Here is a 20,886-nt window from a genome sequence, read left to right as displayed (position 1 = left end):
AAGTTTAGCGGAAATAGATAGCCACCGGGTTCTGGTTAAACAGTTCGATTTGCATATCCATGTCGTAAATAGAGCGCATGACTTCTTTATTCATGATCTCACCCGGCGATCCCGCATGCACAAGTTGACCATGCTTCAGCGCAATAATGTGATCCGAATACGCCGCCGCAAAATTAATGTCATGGATCACCACCACGATGGTTTTCCCCTGCTCATCGCACGCTTTACGCAGCATTTTCATCATGGACACTGCGTAACGCATATCCAAGTTATTCAGCGGCTCATCCAGCAGAATATAGTCAGTATCCTGCGCTAACACCATGGCGACGAAAGCCCGTTGTCGCTGTCCACCGGATAACTCATCCAACGCATGATCGGCCATGTGCTCCAGGCCCATCTGTTCAATGGCGTCATCGACGTATTTTTTATCGTCTGCAGTCAGTCGGCCTTGCGTGTGAGGGAAACGCCCAAATTCCACCAGCTCGCGTACCGTCAGGCGTACCACCAGGTGGTTTTCCTGTCGCAGGATCGCCATAGTCCGTGCCAACTCTGGACCTGGAGTGGTGGATACGTCCAGATCATCAATCAACACCGCACCTTCGGTAATTGGTTCCAGGCGAGCGATCATCTGCAGCAAAGTGGACTTACCCGCACCATTCGGCCCAATTACCGAGGTGAATTTACCACGCGGGATCGTGGTGGAAATATTATCGACGACGGTGTGCTCGTCGTAGCGTTTGGTGACTTCTTCGATGCGGATCATTTGTTGATTCCACCTTTCCGGAGCAACAAGTATAAGAAGGCCAGGCCACCGAAGAGTTCGATGATAATCGACAGCGCGGTGTTAAACGCAAAGACTTGGCCCAAGATAAACTGGCCGGCTAGTAACGCGGTGATACCAATCAACACGGCACCTGGAAGCGTCCACGCGTGGCGATCAGTGCGCATCAGCTGGTACGACAGGTGCGCAACCAGCAAACCAAAAAATAAAACCGGGCCGACGAGCGCCGTTGAACTAGACACCAGCACCGCGATCAACACCAAAGTGATAATGACTTCGCGTCGGTAATTGATTCCCAGGTTGAGCGAAATATCTCGGCCCAGCAACAGCGTGTCGTAAATGCGGCGTTTGCGCCACATCACAGCCGCGCAACCAATGGTGAGCGCGGTGGTCACCCACAACAAATTCTTGTCGACGTAGCTAAAATTCGCGAAAAATCTATCTTGCAGCGCAGCATGCAAACCCGGATCAATCAGCCGCTGCAGCAGCGAAGACACGCTACGGAAAAAGACTCCGAAGACAATGCCCACTAGTAACAATAGATCCAAGCTGGTACGACCGCCGCGGAACATCAGTGCATACAGCAGGATGGCAAAGCCAACCATGATGCCAACTTCCACCGCGAATAGCCCCCGTGCTTCCCACGGCGAAAGCGTGCTGAGCCCAAAAAAATACACCAACGCGGTTTGCAGCAGGATGTAAAGGGCATCAAAGCCCATCAATGATGGAGTTAAAATTCGGTTGGCGGTAATAGTCTGAAACAACACCGTCGACAAGCCGATGGAGGTAGCGACGACGATGAGCCCACCAGCGATGTAGGCGCGGCGTTCTAGGGCCCACTGCCAAGCTTTCGGCAAATCCCAAGCCAGGAACAGCCCCAAACTCGCCAGCGCTAGAACAAGCAGGATAGACAAAGTCAGTGTTCGTTTGTGGTTAGCGTGCATGCTGATGCCTCCGGAGCAAAATGACCAAGAAGATCGCACCACCGACGACGCCGACGACCGTACCCACCGGAATTTCAAATGGATAGCGCAGCAGGCGTCCGGCCAGATCACAGACCAAAGTAAAACCGGCGCCAAGGATCATCACCCATGGCAGGGAGCGTCGCGCATTATCCCCGAAATACAGTGAGACTATGTTGGGCACCACCAAACCCAAAAATGGCAAAGAACCAATTACCGTAACAACGATCGCCGCGGTAATCGCCACAATAACCAGCCCGAGAGTTTCTGTGCGTTTGAAGTTAATGCCAGCGTTAATGGCGTAGCTTTTACCCAGCCCCAACAAGGTGAACCGATCGGCGACGAAATAAGAGATCACCAGCATCACCGCGACCAACATCAGCAGCTCCCAACGTCCAACGATTGTGCCGGCGAAAGAGCCTAATTGCCAGGCATTAAGAGACTGAATGAGATCCACGTCCAGGGCAATAAACGTCGAGATCGCACCGATAACGGTACCGATCATGATGCCGACCAACGGCACGATGAAGCCCTTGCGGTGGCGCAGGCGACCGATTGTGAAAATGAACAACGCTGTACCGGCGATAGCAGCCACACAAGCGACCGCCATTTTGACAAAAATAGGCGAGGCTGGCGCAAAGATAGTGATCAACAGCAAACCAAGCGCGGCTGATTCTGTGGTGCCGACAGTCGATGGTTCCACAAAGCGGTTTTGTGTCAGCAATTGCATCAGCAAACCAGCCATCGCTAGCGCAGACCCAGCCAGCAGGACTGCGGCTGTGCGAGGCAAGCGTGATTGGCGTAGTAGCTCCCAGTCAAAGTCAGCGGCGCCAATCATGATACTAGCCCCTGCCAAGGCAATGAGAATGCCTATGGCCAGGGGCATAGCCCACCAACGGTGCAAAAGTTTCATCAGGAAATACTAGAGCGCTGCTTCGACTTCGTCGATCATGGCGTCAACGTTGTTGATGCCACCGCCCATCAAGTACCACAGTTCAGGCGACAGGTAGACGATATTGTCGTTCTGCGCTGCCTTGGTGCCCTGAACCAGTGGGTTATCTAGGGTTGCCTCGGCGGTAGCTTCATCAGAACCACGGGCTGCGTCACGGTCAATGACGAAGATGTAGTCCGGGTCAGCGTCCGCAATGTATTCGAAGGAGACGACCTCACCGTAGCGACCATCCATCTTTACTTCTGCAGCTTCTTTGAAGCCGAATGCATTGTGAATCGCGCCGAAACGGGACCCCGGAGCGAAAGCGTGGGTCTCGCCACCGTTCGTCATCAGGATCAGAGCGTTCAGGTCTTCAGCCTCAACTTTCTCCTTCAGTTCGTCGGCACGCTTCTGGATAGCCTCGATCTTTTCGTCCGCTTCTTTCTGCACGTCCTCACCGAACAGACCAGCCAAGTTATGGGCGGTCTCCAGGTTCAGGTCCAAGCTGCCCTCGGTGTAGTCGGTGGAGTAGTCCAAAGCAGGAGCAATCTTGCCCAGCTCTTCCACCAGGGATGGTTCGCGAGCAGTACGCGCACCCATCAAAATGACATCTGGCTCAGCAGAAGCGATAGCTTCCAAGTCCGGCTCACTCATTCCGCCGGCCTCTGCAGTATCAGCATATTCTTCTGCAAACGCTGGTGGATTGTTGTTGGTAGGAGTGAGCACGACAGAATCGCCCTTGCCCAGAGAATCAATCACGTCCAGGACGGAATAGTCCAAGACAACAATTTTTTCTGGCATGGCGTCCAGCTCTACCTCACCGTTGTTATCGGTGACGGTAAATTTGCCTTCTGCAGAAGCAGCAGAATCAGCGCTCGTATTGGACTCACCGGTAGTGTTTGCCTCATCAGCGCTGCTGCACCCTGCCACTACCAATCCGGCGGCACAGACAGTCGCAATAGTTTTCACTAATTTCGCGGTCGTCTTAGTCATTAATCGGTCTCCTCCTGAACTCTCACTGTGAGTTCCGGCAAATTATCATAATGTTCATCACAGGTTTCTTAGATTAACCTGACATAAAGCAAATTATCGTAGCCTTGCAAGATAGTCAACAAAGCATAAATAAATAACCCGCGCTAAAACCCGCACTTCTATTGCGGATTATCGTCGCAACAGTTAAACGAAAATCCGAAATTACCCCCCTGAAGAAAGGCAGACGAAAACCCGGATTATCACCACGCTATAGTGATAATCCGGGTTTTTCTGTGTGCGCCCGGAGGGATTCGAACCCCCAACCTTCTGATCCGTAGTCAGATGCTCTATCCGTTGAGCTACGGGCGCTTCCCGCTACACTTTGAGAAAATCTTTCGATTGCTCTCCTGTGCAACGAGAATATACTCTACTAACCATCCCAGTTTTTGCCAAATCGCCAGCACAGAACACATAAACACGAACAACTACCGCACAACTAGAGCACGGCTCGAGCCCGGCTAGGGCGCAACTACCGCACAACTACAGCACGATATCGAAGACGGGAATGGCCACGAAGTAGACCACCAGCGTCGTCAAGATCACGGCCACGACGTTCAGCCATACACCGCCCTTGATCATGTCGCCGATGCGCACGTAACCGGAACCAAAAGCGATTGCGTTTGGCGGGGTGGCCACCGGCAGCATGAACGCACACGTAGCAGCCAACGCAACCGGGATGGCCAGCACTAACACGTTGTGCTCGGCGTTTGCGGTCAGGCCAATGCCGACGGCAACACCACCCATGATCGGCAGGAACGTCGCCGCGGTCGCCGTATTGGAAGTGAACTCCGTCAGGACCAGCACCAGCCCAGCGACCGCGAAAATCAACAGGAACAGCGGCAACGAGCCCAGCCCCTTGGCAATCTCACCGATCCACAGCGACAGCCCCGTCTTGGTAAACATGGACGACAGCGCCAGGCCACCACCGAACAGCAACAGCACATCCCACGGCAGCTCGTTGGCGGTTTTCCAATCCATCAGGCGGGTGCCCTTTTTATCTGCCGGAAGAGCAAACATCAGCAGGCCTGCAGCGATACCGACGATGGCATCCTCGTAACCGGTTTCAATTTCTAGCCACTGATCCAAAATCAGCGGCACGAGAATCCACGACACCGCAGCCAACACAAAGATGATGCTGACGCTGATCTGCGGGCCGGTCCACTTACCCATCTCGTGCAGCTCTTTTTTGATCAGCTCACGGCCACCAGGAATTTCCGTCATCTCCGGCTTGAATACCGTCACCAGCACCGCCCAGGCGATGAACACGAAAACCACCGCGATCGGCATACCGACCATCATCCACTGCGCAAACCCGATGGTGTAGCCGTGCGCCTCGCTCATATAACCAGCCAGCAGCGCGTTCGGCGGAGTACCAATCAAGGTGCCCAGCGAACCGATCGAGGCCGAATACGCAATGGCCAACATCAATGCAGTCGCGAATTTCGCCTGCTTGCGCATGCCGCCAACCACGTCTGCGGTCAGCTGCAGCACCGACATACCAATCGGCAACATGACGACGGCCGTGGCGGTATTGGACACCCACATGGACAAAAATCCGGTCGCGATCATGAAGCCCAAAATCAGCCGTTTCGGCGAGGTGCCTACCAACAACACCACCATGAGCGCGATGCGACGGTGCACGTTCCAGCGTTGCAACCCCAGGGCCAACAAAAATCCGCCCAAGAACAGGAAGATCGTCGCCGAAGCATAAGGCGTGGCGACGTCAGAAAACTCGCCAACCTGGAACAGTGGGAACACCACGAGCGGAACCATCGCGGTCGCGGCCAACGGAATGGCCTCTGTCATCCACCAGCTGCCCATCAGCACCGTTACCGCGGCTACCAACCGCAACGACTGCAGATTGTAATCAACTTCCGGGTCCGCACCAGCGGATTGGCTCAGCGTTTCCACCGCATTCGACGGAAAAATCAAATACACCAGAACCGACAGCGCAATACCGACGAGCAAGCCGGTGTACTGGCGGGTGGTTTCGCGGCGCTCACGAACCTCGGAGTCCTGGCCTTCGGCCTTCGAGGTGCTCTCGTGTATGTGAGGAGTACTCATACGAGTCCATTTCTTGATCTATGACATACGGGCTAGGGTGCCTAAATCCTAACCCATGAGCAACGCCTAAATCCCCAAAATGGTTTTCGCAATCAAGAAATAGATAATCAGGCCCGTCGCATCGCAGAACGTCGAAATGAACGGGTTAGAAAATACCGCTGGGTCCGCACCGACGGTCTTGGCGACGATCGGCATCGCACCACCGACGGTCGCCGACATCGCACATACACTCAACAGCGTCAGGCCGATCACGAATCCAATATCCGAGCCATAAACCAGCGTCGCCAAGACCAAGCCCAAAGTACCCAGGGTAATACCAAGCATCAGGCCCACACGCAGCTCACGCCACATAACCTGGGCGATATCGCGTTTCCGCACATCGCCCAGCGCCAACGCACGGGTCACCGTCGTCGCAGCCTGGTTACCCGTGTTACCGCCAGTACCGGTCAGCAGCGGAATAAACAGCGACAGCACCACGGCTTTTTCCAGCGTGCCTTCAAAAGCATCCAACACCTGCACTGTCAGCAACGCAGACACAGCCAGCACCAGCAGCCAGACGATACGCGAACGCATGATTTTCACCAGTGGCGTTGACATGTACGGCTGCTGCAGAGGCTCAGCACCACCGGCACGGGCAGAGTCCTCGCTGTCTTCTTCCTCCACGATGTCCTGCGCATCGTCGAAGGTCAGAATGCCCACCAGGCGGTCAGTGTGATCGACAATCGGCATCGCCAGCAAGTCCAATGGCAAGAACCAACGCGCGGTTTCCTCGGCGTCGTCGTTCGCATGGGCAAAAATCGGATCCGCCATCACAGACTTCACCTTGCGATCCCCATGCGCCAAGAACAGCTCACGCAAAGAAGTCACGCCCACCAGGCGGCGGTCCCGGCGCGTCACCGGAATGGAATACAGCGTTTCCAGGTCATCAGCCTCTTTGCGCAGCAGCGTCATGGCCTCATTTACCGTCATATCCTCATGGATTTCGGGCACCTCTGGCGACATGCGGCGGCCAATCGATCCCTTGGGGTAGCCCAAGATGACGCCGGTGACATCGCGTTCGGTTTTATCCAGGTTCTTCAGCAGCCGGTCGGCAATTTCCGCTGGCAGCTCGTCGATCAGCGAAACCCTGTCATCCGGGTCCAGCTCGTCGAAGAAGGAATAGACGTCTTTATTGCCCAGCGCGCCAATCACGTCGGCCTGATGAGCAGCGTCCAAGGCATCGAAAACCGCGATGGAACGATCACGCGATAGCAGACGCAGCACTACCGCCGCACGGGTGGCGTTCGAGCGTTCTACCAGCGCAACAATGTCTTTGATCTGAGGTTCGTCCAGCAGTTTGCGTAATCGTAACGCCTCCCGCGGAGGTACGTCGTCATGACTCCTCAGCAGACCTTCTAGTTCGTCAATTGCTTCTACTGCTGCATCGTGCATAACGCACCTCCCTTACAGGATTATTGAGCGCCTCTATAGGCCGGACTAAACCCCTGGGCATGCGGTATACCCAGTAAGCTCCGGCTAGAATATACCGGTTGCGCGGTTATCAAAAATCCTGCCGGGGTGCTGGTATAACGCTACTGCTACCCCGCCACAGCTTTTACTGCGGTTTCAAAATTCACCAGTCCCTGTGCCGGGCTGGCAAAACCCACCATGGTCACGCTCATGCGGTCATCGCCCGTCGCGATCAGCATGAATCCACATTCGTTCACGTCGGCAACCCAGACTTGCCCATTCCAGTGCGGGCACATTGGCTGGGTCCGATCACTAAGCACCAATCCGTCGGTCACCCCCGCCATCACCTCTTCGTGCAGGGTGGCTAGGCGGCGCTTGCCGACGACATCGAGTACCTCACGCGCGGCAAACTCATCGAGTCGCTCTTGCCCGGCGGCCCGCTGCGCATCGCCGTCTTGTAGCTCCGCCATCCGCACCAAGCTCGCGCCGCAGGGCCAGTGCAGGTGCGCGTGGTCCAAAGTCACGATTCCGAAGCGCAGAAACGGGGTGGGTTCTTCCACCAGGTCTTGCGCCGCATACCAGCCGGGCTGCCATTCCACTGCTGCCACGGCGTGCAGGCTGGCGATAGTGATGTCGGTACTGAACTCCAAGGCCTTCTTAATGCCGTCCAGGCGCACGCGCCCGTCGACAAGACAGGCAACATCGTCGACATGACAGGCAACCACCATCTGGCCATGATGGTCAAAGCCGTGGGCGACTACCGCGATGGACACGGTGGCATCCACATCCAGCGGGACGAGTGAAAGCGTGCCAGCGCCACCCAGAATGCGTCTGGTTAGGCTTTGCGCACATATTTCCGGCGTGAGCATACAACCTCCATCTTTAAGGTATGGCTACCCTATTGCATGCTGGCCTCTTTACGCAACACTGCTTTGTTAATAAGCCGCGCCACAACCCATTCCAGCGGACCGCGTCGGAAAAACGCCTTCCACACCGCCGCGAACACAATCAGCCCCAGGGCATTCCACGCGGCGATGGCCCAATTATGGATCTGACCAGCGTCTTTCACATCCAGCTCATCCGGATCAAACTCGTCGTCACCCAGAACCCAGCCTTTGGTCTTGCCATCCCAGAATTCCGCGGTCAGCTCGTCATATTCCTGCCAGGTATCCGCTTCTTGAATAATTTTTTGGTAGCGCTGAAAGCTCGGGTCAGGTTCGACAGGTTTCTCAGGTTTGTCAGTTTCGGCTGCACTTTCGGATTCCGTACTTTCATGCACGCTGCCCTCAGCGGGCTCAACCCGCGAATACTGCACCGGGCCAGTACCGCTGATATCGAAAGTCTCGCCCGCATCCAACGGAATGCCACCGAGCATGAAAAAGCCCGCGATAAACACGTGTGCGACGTACGTCGTCAAGGCCATCGCACCCACCGCGCGCAACGGATAGGCAAGAATATTCGCCCAGCGCACCTGGCACAACAGGCAGCACAGGCAGATCACCGCGATGGCGCAGGTGATGCTCGCCAACAGATCACCGAACAATCCCGTGTGCGGCTCGAAGCTCTGCGTCAACAGCAATTGCACAAGCGGTTCTTTATCAAACTGCGGCTCAGTGTAGTCGGCAAGCGGGTCATACGGAAAAACCGCGGCATTGTTCACACGAATAACAAACCCCACGGCCGCAAGCAGCAACGCAGGAACCACCGCAATGGCCTGGGCCTTCGTGTTGCCCACCAGGAAGCGGTGCACCAGAACGCCCACGGCACCGTAGGTCAGCCACGCCAGCACCGGGTACGGCGGCATGAACAGCTCAAAACCGAATGGCACGAGATCCACCAGCACAAAGCCCACCGAAGAAACCGTCGCCAGCACCGCGATAACCACGGAAATCACCCAGGTTTTACAACGAGGCAACCAGAACAACAGCAGGTAAATCACGGCAATGGTGCTGAGCACGATCGCGATGGTGGACTGCACCATCGACATCAACGTGCCCGCGACCAAAAGAATCACACCCCGCACCAGCGTCGCCAGGCGCGTGCGCACAGGGTCGTCGGCCCCGCGCTCGTGGAAAAGGCCCAAAGAAACGCCCGCCAGCACCGCGAACAGTGCCGAGGGGTAGCCGGCAAAAGCGGTGCTCGTGTAGTCCGCAACAACCCCGCCATCAAAACCGGTGGGGCCCAGATGCGCAAACACCATGCCGACGATGGCGAGGCCGCGGGCTAAATCAATGCCGTCAAAGCGAAAGGCTGCTTTCATGCGCTAAGCATAGATCAGGCCAGCGTGAGCCATGCAACCGAAAATTACGCGATGCCAAAAGCCCCGGTAAGAAGAATCTTACCGGGGCCAAGCTGCGGAGATGAGAGGATTCGAACCTCCGGCCCGCTGTTAAGCAGGCAACTCATTAGCAGTGAGTCCCATTCGGCCACTCTGGCACATCTCCAACGCGATCTAGCATAACTGTTAGCATGCCCTCGCGCAATTAATCCCGTGCGCCCGCTAGATGAGACTACACTTACACGCATGTTGCGAGAAGATCTGGAATCACTGCCTGCCTACGTCCCCGGTAAGCGCATGCCGGATGCAGTCAAGCTTTCTTCTAACGAATCTGCCCACTCACCGCTGCCGAGCATCACCAAGGCGATTACCGAATCCGCTGCGCAATCCCACCGCTACCCGGATATGGGAGCCGTTGAGCTGCGCAAGAAGCTCGCCGCACACCTGGGGCTTGCCGACGAAAACAGCGTCACCGTCGGCACGGGTTCTTCCGCATTATGTCAGCAGCTGGTAACCATCACCTGCCAGCCGGGTGATGAAGTCATCTTCCCGTGGCGCAGCTTCGAGGCCTATCCGATTTTCACGCAGGTCACCGGCGCTACTGCCGTGCCGGTCCCCTTGCGCGAGCTGCGTAATGACCTCCCCGCCATGGCCGACGCCATCAGCGAACGCACTCGCCTGATTTTCGTGTGCAACCCGAACAATCCCACCGGCACCACCATCAGCACCGAGGAATTCCGCGAGTTCATGGACCGGGTGCCCGCCGACGTCGTCGTCGCGCTAGACGAGGCTTATGTGGAATACAACACCGCCGATAACACCCCGCTGGCCACCGAAGCCGTACGGCAGTACCCGAACGTGATCGGCCTGCGCACGTTTTCGAAGGCCTACGGGTTGGCGGGTTTGCGCGTCGGCTATGCCTTCGGAAACCCAGAAATCATCGCTACGCTGAGCAAAGTCGCAATTCCCTTCAGCGTGTCCGCAGTAGCGCAAGCTGCAGCAATAGCTTCTTTGGAGGCTGCCTACGAGCTCAACGAACGCATCACCGAAACTAATCAGCAGCGCGACCGGCTTGCCGACGAGCTGGGCCTGACGCAATCTTTCGCTAATTTCGTGTGGGTTCCGGCCGAATCTTTACACGACAGCCCACAAGAAGTGGCTGCACATTTGGCTGAATCTGGGGTGTTGGTGCGTGCTTTCGACGAAGGTCTGCGCATTACCGCCACCACTGCAGAAGAGACCGACGCCTTGCTTACCGCGTGGAAGAAGGTGCGTGCATAATGCGTGCGCTCGCGCTGCTACTCAATATCATCACCATTGCCGCGGCCCTCGCCGTGACTGTTTGGCTGGTACCGGGCGTGAATTACACGGGCCCGAATAAACTGCTTGTCGACGAATCCTTCGATCCTGCTATCGCGCTGGGTATCGTCGCAATCGCGTTCATGCTGGTCAACTCCACCGTCGGCCCAATTGTGCGCACAGTGGGTGCGCCGATCAATTGCCTGATGCTGGGTCTGTTTTCTTTCTTCGTGAATATCGCGATCCTGTGGTTGGCTGCGGTGATCACCAATGCTGTCAATATCTGGGGTATTACCTTTACTATTGACGGCTTCTGGTCCGCTGCCTTCGGTGCCGGAATTTTCGCTTTCGCACGCAGCATCGTCGCGATGATCACCAGCCCCGTGCGCGCCCGGGGATAAAGTGACGACGCTGCGCAGATGAAACCGCTAGTCACACCCCGTTCTGCCCTGGTAAAGCCCCTGCATCTTAGCGTTAGCACAAACAACACAACAGGGCAATGAAGTCAAATCAGCATTGACTTCATCACAGTTTGCGGACAATATTGACTTCATCAAGGTTTGCGGAGGACCGAAAGGAGAACATCAATGTCTAACTTCACTGAGCCCAAGAGAATCATTCGATCATTCGCTGCGGTCATCGCCGGTAGCTGGATCTACTGCCTAGTCCTAGCACCAGCTTTTTCGGAGCAAAATTATGCCGATGTCGCGGCGGAAAAATCAAAAGAAATCGGCATCGGATTCACAGTCGCGGCACTGATCGTAGGCGCAATCTGGTTCTTTATCGCCACTAAAAAATCAAAATCCTAGCGCTCCGCCCCCCTGGTGTTATGCCGGGGGATTTTTCTTTGCCTGGAATCCAAGCCAAGCCAGGTGAATTCTTGCCCAGGGCATTGCAAATAAAAACAACCGGTGGCACCTAAAATAAAACAGGCGCCACCGGCATGTCCACTGGCGGAGGCGGCGGGATTTGAACCCGCGGTGAGTTTCCCCACGCTGGTTTTCAAGACCAGTGCATTCGGCCGCTCTGCCACACCTCCAGCGACATTAACCTACCATGGAATTCTATGACTCCGAAAAAGGCCCAGAAAAATGTAACCACCAACACTGCAAAAGCCACCACAGACGCGACTATCCCGGCCACCATGCACGCCATCGTGCAAACCGATGCCGACGACCCACAGTCGCTAGAACTCACCCAAGTGGACGTGCCAACCCTGCGCGCGGGCGAGGTGCTGGTCAAAGTGGCAGCATCTGGCGTGAACCGCGCGGACTTACTCCAGGCCAAGGGCGCATACCCGCCACCACCGGGGGCATCCGAACTCATCGGCCTGGAAGCCACCGGCACCATCGTTGATGCCGGTGATACCGGCCGCGTGGTAGGCGAAGAAGTCGGCGCGTTGCTCGCCGGTGGCGGTTATGCGGAATACGTCGCTGTGCCCGAAGGCCAACTCACGCCAATCCCAGAGGGCTATTCCCTGGAAGATACCGCCTCTGTCGTGGAGGTAGCCTGCACTGTCTGGTCCAACCTGGTGATGACGGCTGGCCTGCGCTCTGGCCAAACCATTCTGATTCACGGCGGCGGTGGCGGCATCGGCACCTTCGCCATTCAGGTCGCGAAAAAACTGGGCGCGGAAGTCGCCGTCACTGCAGGCTCGGCGGAAAAGCTGGAAACCTGCAAGAAATACGGCGCGGATATCTTAATCAACTACAAAGAAGAGGATTTCGTCGACAAGCTGAAAGGCTCCTGCGACGTCATCTTGGACATCATCGGCGCGAAATACCTGAAGCAGAACCTAAAATCGCTGGCCAAAGACGGCAAGCTGGTGATCATCGGCATGCAAGGTGGCACGAAAGAAGAGATCAACCTGGGCGCGGTGCTGGCTAATCGCCTAAGTATTTTCGGCACCACACTGCGTTCCCGCGATACCGAGGCAAAAGCCGAGATCGTGCGCGAAACTGTTGCCAACGTCTGGCCTTGGCTTGCCGACGGCTCCATCACCCACCACCGGCACGCCAGCTACCCACTTGCCGACGCCGCGGTCGCGCACCAAGCACTCGACTCTGGCGAAGTCACCGGCACGCTGGTGCTCACGCAGGACAGCTAGACCCCCATCGCGTGCAGTGGAAACGTCACAATTCCACTTGGTAGCTGCAGCACCGGGCCATCGGAGGTAATGATTGCCATGAATTCCGGTGCGCCCGACTTTTTCGTATCGATGACCTCGGCGAAGCTGTGCAACGATTCCTCTGCTTTCGAGATCTGCCGCTGCCCGAGTTTTATTTCTACCGCTGCCCACCGGCCGTCACGCAGTTGCACGATGGCATCGACCTCGCGTTTCGACGAATCCCGGTAGTGATACACCTTGCCGCCGTGGGCTTCGGCAAACACTCGCAGATGTTGTACGACCTGTGACTCAAACAAAAATCCGGCGGTTTCCAGATCACTGCGTAGCGAATCCGCTGATGCACCGTGGATTGCCAGGGCCAAAGAGGGATCAACGAAATGCAGTTTCGGGCTCTGTCGAACTTTCGCGCGCGAACGCAAATGTGGTGCCCACGCAGGTTGCTCTTCCACGACATAAAGGCGTCGTAAAGCGTTGATATACGCCGCTACGGTATCCGGTTTTGTCGTGCGAGTACCAGAAATATCTTTCGCAACCGTGGCATATGAGACTTCCGATGCCACATTTCGCGCCAGGCTGCGCAACACCGCCAGCATCAGATCTGGGTCCCGGCGCGATTCCCCATCGAGACGCTCCACATCGCGGTTAATGAGATCATCGACATAATCCGTGAGATGCGCCAGTGCCTGATTCGTCGGCAATTCCAGGTCAGTCGGCCAGCCGCCGTGCGCAAGATGGTCTAGCGCATCAGAAACCGTAAATGGGTTGTCCAACATTGGCGCCAGCTCAGCACCCGAGAATAATTTTTGCAGCGACACCGACGTATCACCAATGCGGCGTTCTGCAAGCGTCATCGGACGCATCCGTAACCGCGCAATGCGATATGCCCCGGAATGGCGTTGCGCATCTTCCGCTGGCACCGAAGATCCAGTCAGAATAAACTGCCCTTTTTCTCCACGGCGATCAATCTCTCGCCGCACGATATTCCATAACGACGGTTCCAACTGCCATTCATCAATAAGTCGCGGATTCGCGCCTTCTAGCAGTAAGTTCGGGTCATTGTCGAGAGCTACCTGTACTGACGGCATCCCAGAATCCAAGGCCACCTCAGAGCTGGAATGTGCCCGAGCGGTTTCGGTTTTGCCGCAGGCCCGAACCCCCTCAATAAGCACACCACCGGAATAAGACAAGCGATCGGCCAGCATCTGATCAACAACCCTAGGTAAGTACATAATTGCTGATCATAGCGCCGAAGGGGCGGTTTGTCGACGATTTAGAGGGCGGTTTGTCGACGATTTAGAGGGTTATTTGTTGACCTTCTAGAGGGCTATTTGTCGTTTAACGGGGTGGAAAGTTAAGCCAGCGAAGCCACCACGCGCGTGAGGTGCGCGATATCAGCTTCCGTATTGAATGGTGCGGCGGAAATCGTCACCGCGCCACCGATCTCACCGACCCCCATGTTTTCCAACAGCGGGGTATTTGGCGCGATGGTGGTCACCAGCCCGTTATCGAATAGCCGCTGGTGCACCGTCGCCGCCGGTACTCCGTGCACAGCAAACGACAAACGCGGTAGCCGGTCCGCCGTCGACCCAGCCGCGGCTTCACCAGTCACGCCAATGATGTGCGCGGCAGGCAGCGTGCCCAAAAACGTATACATCTGGTTCGTTAACCGCGCCATGTACACATCCAGCTCCGCCATGGACTGCTGCACACGTTTGCGCCGCGAACCAGCCGGGGCCGAACCCAGCCGCGCCACGTGATCCACCGCCGGGCCGACGCCACCAGCCAGGCCTGCAGAAAACGGAGATTCCAGCTTCGCGTAGGTATCACAGTCTTGTGTCGGTGAAATCGGCGCAATGCGTTTAAACATCGCAGTATCGCGGAAGACCAGCGCGGCCAGCTGCGGGCCACCAATCTGCGCCAGGTCGATAGCCAAGATATTGCAGTCCCAGTCATCAGCCACGATCGGCCGGTACATCGCGATGCTGGAGACGTCGACAAGCGTCCAGGCCCGCGAACGCGAACGCACGTGCTCCACGATCTCACTAACCGGCGCGACCGTGCCCAGCAGATCATGCGCGGCGGACAATGCAACAAAGCGCGTGTGGCCGTCGACCAGATCTTTATACTGAAACGCCGGCAGCTCGCCCGTGGCTAAATCCGGCAAGGCCCAGCGGGTATCGTCGACAAGCCCAGAAAACGGCGCAGATACCTCCGGGGCATCCAACCCCGACAACACCACCGAGGTGCCACGGCGCGCGAGCATCGGCTCCATCGCCCGCGCTAAAGACTGATACAGCACCGGCAGGCTCGAACCCAGGACGACGCGATCGGCGCGCACCCCCAGCAAATCTGCCACGGCGCCACGGGCATTCTCGATGTACACATCGCCTTCTAACCGCCCGGCATGTTGACGCTGCGAATGGCTCCCGGTCGGGCCGGTGCTCACAGAGGTGGCATTACGGAAAGCGCGGGCGACACCCACCGCCACGCGTTCCGGGACCTGCGGAGTGGCATGCGCATTCAGATACGTCCAGCCCTCAGATAGCGTGGTGTACAAACCACGCACGCTGTAGACGTCATAAGCCATGCCTGTCTCAGCTCCCTTCTGCCTTGCCCGCTAATACTGTATACCGAAAATTGCGGCGCATTCAATCCTCCTGGCCGACGCCTATCCCCCAAGAAATTCCCAGCTCACACAAAGAATCACGGCAGGGCGGTGCGCGTTGTAGCCTCGCCAGGCAGCACGCAACTGCTAAGGTTTGCCCTTGTGCAGGAGAACAATACGCAGCTTGACCAAGATATTGCCCGGATGACCTCTGGCGCCGACGGCGATGCACCCCAGTCTAAGTCCATGACCTTCGGGGCTGCCTGGCGCGATCTGTCACACGGCCTGAAGCAGCACGAACTGTGGCTGCTGCTGGGTTTGCAGGATATGAAGCAGCGCTACCGACGCTCGGTGTTAGGGCCATTTTGGATCACCATTGCTACCGGCGCTATGGCTACTGCGCTGGGCTTTTTGTACTCCATGCTGTTTGACATCCCCACCGCGGAATTCCTGCCGCACGTGACTGTGGGCTTGATCATGTGGACGTTCATTTCGGGTTGTTTGAAGGACGGCTCGATGATCTTCATCGATAACGAGGGACTGATCAAACAGCTCCCCGCCGCGATTTCTGTACACGTGTACCGGTTGGTGTGGCGCCAGCTGTTGTTCCTGGCGCACAACATGATCATCTGGGTCGCGCTGATCATCATCTTCCCCCGCCACCTGGGCTGGGAAGTGCTGCTGGCCATTCCCGGGCTGGTGCTGTTGGTGCTCAATGGCGCGTGGGTATCGATGTTCTTCGGCATCGTCGCCACCCGTTTCCGTGACGTCGCCCCGCTGCTGGAAGCCCTGACCCAGCTGCTGTTTTATGTCACCCCCATCGTGTGGACGGTGCGCACGCTGGAAGAACAAGGCGGCGACGGCATCGAAGGCCCAGCCCGCCTGGTGGAGCTGAATCCACTGTTCCACTACCTCGAAATCGTTCGTGGCCCACTGATCGGCCAGCCTGTCGACGCCTACCACTGGTGGGTCGTCCTCGGCTGCACCGTCGCCGGATTTGGTCTGGCGTTGCTGGCAATGAAGCGCTGGCGTTTCCGCGTTAGCTACTGGGTTTAATTTAGCTGGGTTTCATCCTGCGGGATTGTTTAAGGAGTTTCCACCATGGTCTCAATCGATACCTACAACGCCTGCGTCGATTTCCCGATCTTCGATGCCAAGTCGCGCTCACTAAAAAAGGCAATGCTTTCCACCGCCGGCGGCGCGTTGGGGAAAAACGCCAGTAACACCGTCGTCGTCGAGGCGCTGCGTGACATCAACTTGCACCTGCGCGAAGGCGACCGTGTTGGGCTGGTTGGCCACAACGGCGCAGGTAAATCTACCCTGCTGCGCCTGCTGTCCGGCATCTATGAACCCACTCGTGGCAGCGCCGATGTGCGCGGCCGTGTCGCCCCGGTGTTTGACCTGGGTGTGGGTATGGACCCGGAGATTTCCGGTTACGACAACATCATTATCCGTGGGCTGTTTTTGGGCCAGTCGCGCAAGCAGATGGAAAAGAAAATGGACGAGATCGCGGAGTTCTCCGAGCTCGGCGACTACCTGCGCATGCCGCTGCGTACCTATTCCACCGGTATGCGCGTGCGCTTGGCGCTGGGTGTGGTCACCTCTATTGAGCCGGAAATTTTGCTTCTCGACGAGGGCATCGGCGCCGTGGATGCCGCCTTCATGGCCAAAGCCCGCGTGCGCCTGCAAGAGCTGGTCAAACGCGCCGGTATTTTGGTGTTTGCTTCGCACTCCAACGATTTCTTGGCGCAGTTGTGTAACACGGCGTTATGGGTGGACAAAGGCGAGATTCGTTCCGTGGGCCGCGTGGAGGACGTCGTCGAGGATTACGAAGGCGTCGAGGCCGGTAATTACGTGCGTGATCTGGTACGACGCTTCCAGAGCTAAACGCGTCCAGGGCTAAACGCGTCCAGAGTTACACCCAACCTCAGCAATAGGATGGATTCCATGACAGCTTCTTCTGCTTCGCCAGATCCGACCTCTACGTCGTCGCTGCGCCGTACTGGCTCCACCGCCGCGGTGATCGTGACCCACCGCCGCGCCGAGCTGCTGCGTGCCTCGCTCGAGCAGGTGGTTGCGCAAACACACCCGGTCGACTGGATCATCGTCGTCGACAATGGCGCAGAAGCTGCGGTGGAAACGCTTGTCGACGAATTAGCTGGCGAGCGCGGCCACTATTTGCCGAGCCACACGAACCTCGGTGGTGCCGGCGGTTTCGCTTATGGTTTTCTCACGGCCCTCGCGCTGGGCGCGGATGCCATTTGGTGTGCCGACGACGACGGGCGCCCCGCCGATAAGCACGTACTGGACAAGCTGTATTCCGTAGCCGAATCCCACGGGCTACACCAGGTCAGCCCAGTCGTGTGCAATATCAACGATCCGCAGCGCCTGGCCTTCCCGCTGCGGCAGGGCCTAGTTTGGCGTCGGCGCCTGGACGAATTGGACGGCGAATTTTTGCCGGGCATCGCCTCGCTGTTTAATGGCGCGCTGATTTCGGCTGCCGCCATGGAGCAGATCGGAGTGCCGGATTATCGTCTGTTTATCCGCGGAGATGAGGTGGAATACCACCGCCGCCTGGTCAATTCCGGTTTAAGTTTTGGCACATGCCTGACCGCGGCGTATTTACACCCGGATGGTGCCGACGAGTTCAAGCCGATTCTCGGTGGCAAGATGCACACGCAATTTCCCGATAATCCAGGCAAGCGATTTTTCACCTACCGTAACCGTGGTTATATCTTGTGGCAGCGTGGAATGAAGAAGCTGTTGCCGCAGGAATTCGCCCGCTTTGGGTGGTTCTTTTTGGTGCAGCGTCGTGATTTCGCTGGTTTTAAAAACTGGTTGCGCCTGCATAATCGAGGACGCACGGAAGATTTCCGTCGACCTCAGGGCTAAGAAAACTGTTACCGGGGCTTTACAGGTGGTGCTATGACACCGCTGTCGGCTGCCCGGGCCGGGAGCGTGATTAATTTAGACTGTCCAAGGTTTGCCGTAGTTAATATCCGGGGTGCTGGCATGAGGAAACGGGGCCAAAAGATAAGCACTCGTCCAAGGACACGGAACCCTCCAAAGATGAAGATCCTGCCGATTCCACACTATGTCACCATATTCTTCTCCGGTTTCCGCTTGCGCTGGCCAAGGCCGTGGCACACCCACATAATTCATTGGAATAGTGGCTCTACGCCCCACCGGATCCATCCACTCAAAGTCTTCCTCCCAGCCCTCGCAAGTAATACCACTGAAATACACAAAAACTTCTTTTGGTGTGCCGGAGACTTCGTGAGGATTTTCCAGGATTAATTCTTCATACCAAATATCATGCTCAACTTGTTTACCTTTTTCTATCCAATCCAACACCTCATTTTCACTAAAACTGGCGCCAGCTAGGACCTGCTTACCCCACCTCATATCCATTTTATGCAGCGGCCTTCGGTTTACATAAGCGAGAAAAACCTTGTCAGGTGGAGCAGGCTGCAAAGAATTTTTCATTGACTCCATCAAGGAACCTCACAATCATGAACTACGCAACATTTACCTGGGCAATGCGTCGCCAGGCATCAGATCATCGGGCGGATCAACCAAGAATACTTCGCTCGTCAACCACCACATGGAAGGAACCGCCGCCATTTCTAAATTCGCTGCGCGTTAAATCGGCTCAGCGTTTTTAAAAATGAACAGGCGCTGCACGAAGAAGTTGATGACCGTGGCAGTACCCTGCGCGATCACGAACGAAACCGCCAGCGCAATCGAGTCTGCCCAGCCAAAAACTTCCGAAAACAACTCGAAAAGCAGGCGCGAACCACCGACGTTAATCAGATACGTCATCGTGTACAGCAACGCTACCGCCGCGAAGCGTCGGAAAGATTTCTGCGCCCGGAACGTCCACGCACGGTTCAACAAATACGCCGTCAGCGTGCCAAAAATAAAACCAACGGTACGAGCCCAAAACGGAGCCAAGGCTTCCAAGCCGATCTGCAGAATCCACGTCAACGAAAAGTCGACGATCGCAGCGACAATGCCCGTGAGCAAGAATTTCAGCGACTGCGTCTGCAGCTTCTTCGAATCATCCACCGACGACGAACGCAGCGCCTGCACCGCGGAAAACTTAGGCATGAAACTCACTCGACTTTCTCGGCAAACACTCTGCCAGCAACGGCAAACAATAACTGCACAGATCCTACCTAACCGGCAGCCGATTCACCCCGCAACAAAACGCGATACAAATCCAACCGATCCACCGGCGCCACCTCCGCCACACACTGCGCCAACACAGAAAGCGAATCTGCGCACAACTGGCGTGGCTTAACGCTCTGGCCTGTCTGGCCTGATTGCCCAGAATCTCCCAGCGCAGCAAACAGCACCCCGGCGATCTCGTCGGTCATTTCCGGCCCACCCATGCACGAAAGCCCCAGAACACATGCCCAAAACGCTTCCCGACGCCGCGGCTCGGTTTCCAGCGGCAACTGTTCCAACCGCGCGCGGACCTGCGCATCCACCGCACATTCCCGGCCCACATCAATCGCCTGCAACAACGGCACCAAATCCGTCACCCCAGAGCGTCGAATCAGCGCGCCAACCTCCGGGTTGACCTCCGCCAACACCTGATCGATAGCATCAGGGCCGGTCAACTGCGCGTTAATCGCGGTGAGATCAAACTTGCTGCCCAGAAAAGAACCCGAGCCGCCCACACACAGCGCCACCGGGGTTTCCTTATCGCGCGGGTACGTCTCCACAGTCTGCAGTTGGAAGACCCACAGGCCCCAGTGAAAATTCACACCGGCGTGCTCACTGCCCAGGTATTCACCAACCAGGTGCTGCGGGTCGAGCCGGGAGGTTTCTACGCGCGAGCTCGTCGGCAAGCGACCCGTCGTCGTGAAGTGCCAGGGGGTTTGCTCATCACGCAGATCAAAACAGGTGGCCAACACGTCGGCAAGCTCCGCCAAATCCAGTGATTCAGAGACCCCGATATGGCGGTGAATTTCATAATCGTCACGCACCAGGGAAGCCCGCACGATGACAGTCCGTTCCCGCAAATACACGACGTTGCTGTGCCTGCGCATACGCCCCAGGGTAGACGAGCAGGCCAGAACACGTAGGCTTAAAGCATGTTCGGAAAACGGAAAAAAGACTCCTACGACGCCGAAAATGACCGCCTGAACGGCTCTTATATTGCATCGCAGGAAACCAACCTGCCGCTCAATGAGTTCATGACGCGCCTGTTCGCCGAGGAGCTTCCCATGCTGGATAGCACCTCCCGGCGCGAAGTCTATCGCCTGTTGCGCGAATACGACGGAGACACGATCACCTCACAGGACGAGTTGCCTGCCCCCATCCGCCATTTGATGGACTTATAGTAGTAA

Annotated in this window: 21 protein-coding genes and 3 tRNA genes; 8 read left to right on the top strand and 16 right to left on the bottom strand. The window is 56.8% G+C overall.

Features of this window, described 5'->3' with window-relative positions; genetic code table 11:
• Nucleotides 1-4: 4 nt before the first annotated feature.
• From L9H78_RS00790 to L9H78_RS00745, 10 genes are all read right to left on the bottom strand, one after another.
• Nucleotides 5-763 (bottom strand): iron ABC transporter ATP-binding protein, encoded by a 759-nt coding sequence (locus L9H78_RS00790; RefSeq protein WP_249618068.1) that lies wholly within the window; start codon nt 761-763, stop codon nt 5-7.
• Entirely contained in the window at nt 760-1,725 is a 966-nt protein-coding gene (locus tag L9H78_RS00785) for an iron chelate uptake ABC transporter family permease subunit (RefSeq protein ID WP_249618067.1), read from the bottom strand. The genes L9H78_RS00790 and L9H78_RS00785 overlap by 4 nt, the downstream gene beginning before the upstream one ends.
• Nucleotides 1,715-2,656, bottom strand: coding sequence for an ABC transporter permease (locus L9H78_RS00780; RefSeq protein WP_198010699.1), 942 nt, complete (start codon nt 2,654-2,656; stop codon nt 1,715-1,717). Before L9H78_RS00780 ends, L9H78_RS00785 begins: the two co-directional genes overlap by 11 nt.
• Before the next feature lie 9 nt (nt 2,657-2,665).
• The gene (locus L9H78_RS00775) at nt 2,666-3,667 is read right to left on the bottom strand and encodes a siderophore ABC transporter substrate-binding protein (protein ID WP_249620175.1); all 1,002 of its coding nucleotides are present in this window, start codon (nt 3,665-3,667) and stop codon (nt 2,666-2,668) included.
• Between the two features lie 275 nt (nt 3,668-3,942).
• A tRNA-Arg gene (locus L9H78_RS00770) sits at nt 3,943-4,015 on the bottom strand.
• Nucleotides 4,016-4,186: 171 nt separating this feature from the next.
• Nucleotides 4,187-5,770: an SLC13 family permease gene (locus L9H78_RS00765; RefSeq protein ID WP_249620174.1), complete on the bottom strand. Its 1,584-nt coding sequence runs from the start codon at nt 5,768-5,770 to the stop codon at nt 4,187-4,189.
• Between the two features lie 66 nt (nt 5,771-5,836).
• Nucleotides 5,837-7,201: a magnesium transporter gene (gene mgtE / locus L9H78_RS00760; protein WP_021353155.1), complete on the bottom strand. Its 1,365-nt coding sequence runs from the start codon at nt 7,199-7,201 to the stop codon at nt 5,837-5,839.
• A 146-nt stretch (nt 7,202-7,347) separates the two neighbouring features.
• Nucleotides 7,348-8,088 carry a hypothetical protein gene (locus L9H78_RS00755; protein ID WP_249620173.1) on the bottom strand — a complete coding sequence of 247 codons (741 nt, stop codon included), beginning with the start codon at nt 8,086-8,088 and terminating at the stop codon, nt 7,348-7,350.
• A 29-nt stretch (nt 8,089-8,117) separates the two neighbouring features.
• Complete coding sequence (locus L9H78_RS00750; RefSeq protein ID WP_249620172.1) at nt 8,118-9,479, bottom strand: DUF418 domain-containing protein; 1,362 nt, start codon at nt 9,477-9,479, stop codon at nt 8,118-8,120.
• A gap of 95 nt (nt 9,480-9,574) precedes the next feature.
• A tRNA-Ser gene (locus L9H78_RS00745) sits at nt 9,575-9,663 on the bottom strand.
• 80 nt (nt 9,664-9,743) lie between these two features.
• Here L9H78_RS00745 and hisC point away from each other — a divergent pair.
• The 3 genes from hisC to L9H78_RS00730 all read left to right on the top strand — a co-directional run bounded on the left by hisC (nt 9,744) and on the right by L9H78_RS00730 (nt 11,605).
• Nucleotides 9,744-10,778, top strand: a complete 1,035-nt coding sequence (gene hisC / locus L9H78_RS00740; RefSeq protein WP_249620171.1) for a histidinol-phosphate transaminase — start codon at nt 9,744-9,746, stop codon at nt 10,776-10,778.
• The gene (locus L9H78_RS00735; RefSeq protein ID WP_249618061.1) at nt 10,778-11,197 is read left to right on the top strand and encodes a phage holin family protein; all 420 of its coding nucleotides are present in this window, start codon (nt 10,778-10,780) and stop codon (nt 11,195-11,197) included. Before hisC ends, L9H78_RS00735 begins: the two co-directional genes overlap by 1 nt.
• A gap of 186 nt (nt 11,198-11,383) precedes the next feature.
• Complete coding sequence (locus L9H78_RS00730) at nt 11,384-11,605, top strand: hypothetical protein (protein ID WP_249620170.1); 222 nt, start codon at nt 11,384-11,386, stop codon at nt 11,603-11,605.
• A 142-nt stretch (nt 11,606-11,747) separates the two neighbouring features.
• Here the strand turns inward: L9H78_RS00730 and L9H78_RS00725 are convergent.
• A tRNA-Ser gene (locus L9H78_RS00725) sits at nt 11,748-11,835 on the bottom strand.
• A gap of 105 nt (nt 11,836-11,940) precedes the next feature.
• On the opposite strand from L9H78_RS00725, the gene L9H78_RS00720 reads away from it, so the two are divergent.
• Nucleotides 11,941-12,903 carry an NAD(P)H-quinone oxidoreductase gene (locus L9H78_RS00720; RefSeq protein WP_249620697.1) on the top strand — a complete coding sequence of 321 codons (963 nt, stop codon included), beginning with the start codon at nt 11,941-11,943 and terminating at the stop codon, nt 12,901-12,903.
• Here L9H78_RS00720 and L9H78_RS00715 read toward each other — a convergent pair.
• The gene (locus L9H78_RS00715) at nt 12,900-14,153 is read right to left on the bottom strand and encodes an ATP-binding protein (protein WP_249620169.1); all 1,254 of its coding nucleotides are present in this window, start codon (nt 14,151-14,153) and stop codon (nt 12,900-12,902) included. The genes L9H78_RS00720 and L9H78_RS00715 overlap by 4 nt on opposite strands.
• A gap of 122 nt (nt 14,154-14,275) precedes the next feature.
• Entirely contained in the window at nt 14,276-15,511 is a 1,236-nt protein-coding gene (locus L9H78_RS00710) for an aminotransferase class V-fold PLP-dependent enzyme (protein ID WP_249620168.1), read from the bottom strand.
• A gap of 180 nt (nt 15,512-15,691) precedes the next feature.
• Between L9H78_RS00710 and wzm the strand changes: the two genes are divergently transcribed.
• The 3 genes from wzm to glfT1 are packed head-to-tail and all read left to right on the top strand — an operon-like array spanning nt 15,692 to nt 18,421.
• The gene (gene wzm, locus L9H78_RS00705) at nt 15,692-16,585 is read left to right on the top strand and encodes a galactan export ABC transporter permease subunit Wzm/RfbD (RefSeq protein ID WP_126850165.1); all 894 of its coding nucleotides are present in this window, start codon (nt 15,692-15,694) and stop codon (nt 16,583-16,585) included.
• Nucleotides 16,586-16,630: 45 nt separating this feature from the next.
• Nucleotides 16,631-17,416 (top strand): galactan export ABC transporter ATP-binding subunit Wzt/RfbE, encoded by a 786-nt coding sequence (wzt, locus tag L9H78_RS00700; protein ID WP_049149602.1) that lies wholly within the window; start codon nt 16,631-16,633, stop codon nt 17,414-17,416.
• 60 nt (nt 17,417-17,476) lie between these two features.
• Entirely contained in the window at nt 17,477-18,421 is a 945-nt protein-coding gene (gene glfT1, locus L9H78_RS00695; RefSeq protein WP_249620167.1) for a galactofuranosyltransferase GlfT1, read from the top strand.
• A gap of 75 nt (nt 18,422-18,496) precedes the next feature.
• Here the strand turns inward: glfT1 and L9H78_RS00690 are convergent, their stop codons facing one another.
• The 3 genes from L9H78_RS00690 to L9H78_RS00680 form a co-directional block, all read right to left on the bottom strand.
• Nucleotides 18,497-19,015 (bottom strand): hypothetical protein, encoded by a 519-nt coding sequence (locus tag L9H78_RS00690; RefSeq protein WP_249620166.1) that lies wholly within the window; start codon nt 19,013-19,015, stop codon nt 18,497-18,499.
• Between the two features lie 156 nt (nt 19,016-19,171).
• On the bottom strand, nt 19,172-19,639 hold the full coding sequence (locus L9H78_RS00685) for a GtrA family protein (RefSeq protein WP_023018545.1): 468 nt from the start codon (nt 19,637-19,639) through the stop codon (nt 19,172-19,174).
• A 68-nt stretch (nt 19,640-19,707) separates the two neighbouring features.
• A complete protein-coding gene (locus L9H78_RS00680; protein WP_249620165.1) occupies nt 19,708-20,586 on the bottom strand; it encodes a hypothetical protein in 879 nt (292 codons plus the stop codon).
• Between the two features lie 45 nt (nt 20,587-20,631).
• Here L9H78_RS00680 and L9H78_RS00675 point away from each other — a divergent pair, with 45 nt between their 5' ends.
• On the top strand, nt 20,632-20,880 hold the full coding sequence (locus L9H78_RS00675) for a hypothetical protein (RefSeq protein ID WP_021353564.1): 249 nt from the start codon (nt 20,632-20,634) through the stop codon (nt 20,878-20,880).
• Nucleotides 20,881-20,886 lie beyond the last annotated feature (6 nt).

The sequence above is a fragment of the Corynebacterium pseudodiphtheriticum genome, assembly GCF_023509295.1.
Lineage (GTDB): Bacteria > Actinomycetota > Actinomycetes > Mycobacteriales > Mycobacteriaceae > Corynebacterium > Corynebacterium pseudodiphtheriticum.
The sequence above is the reverse complement of the archived record's forward strand: the minus strand, read 5'-3'. Positions and strand labels throughout refer to the sequence as shown.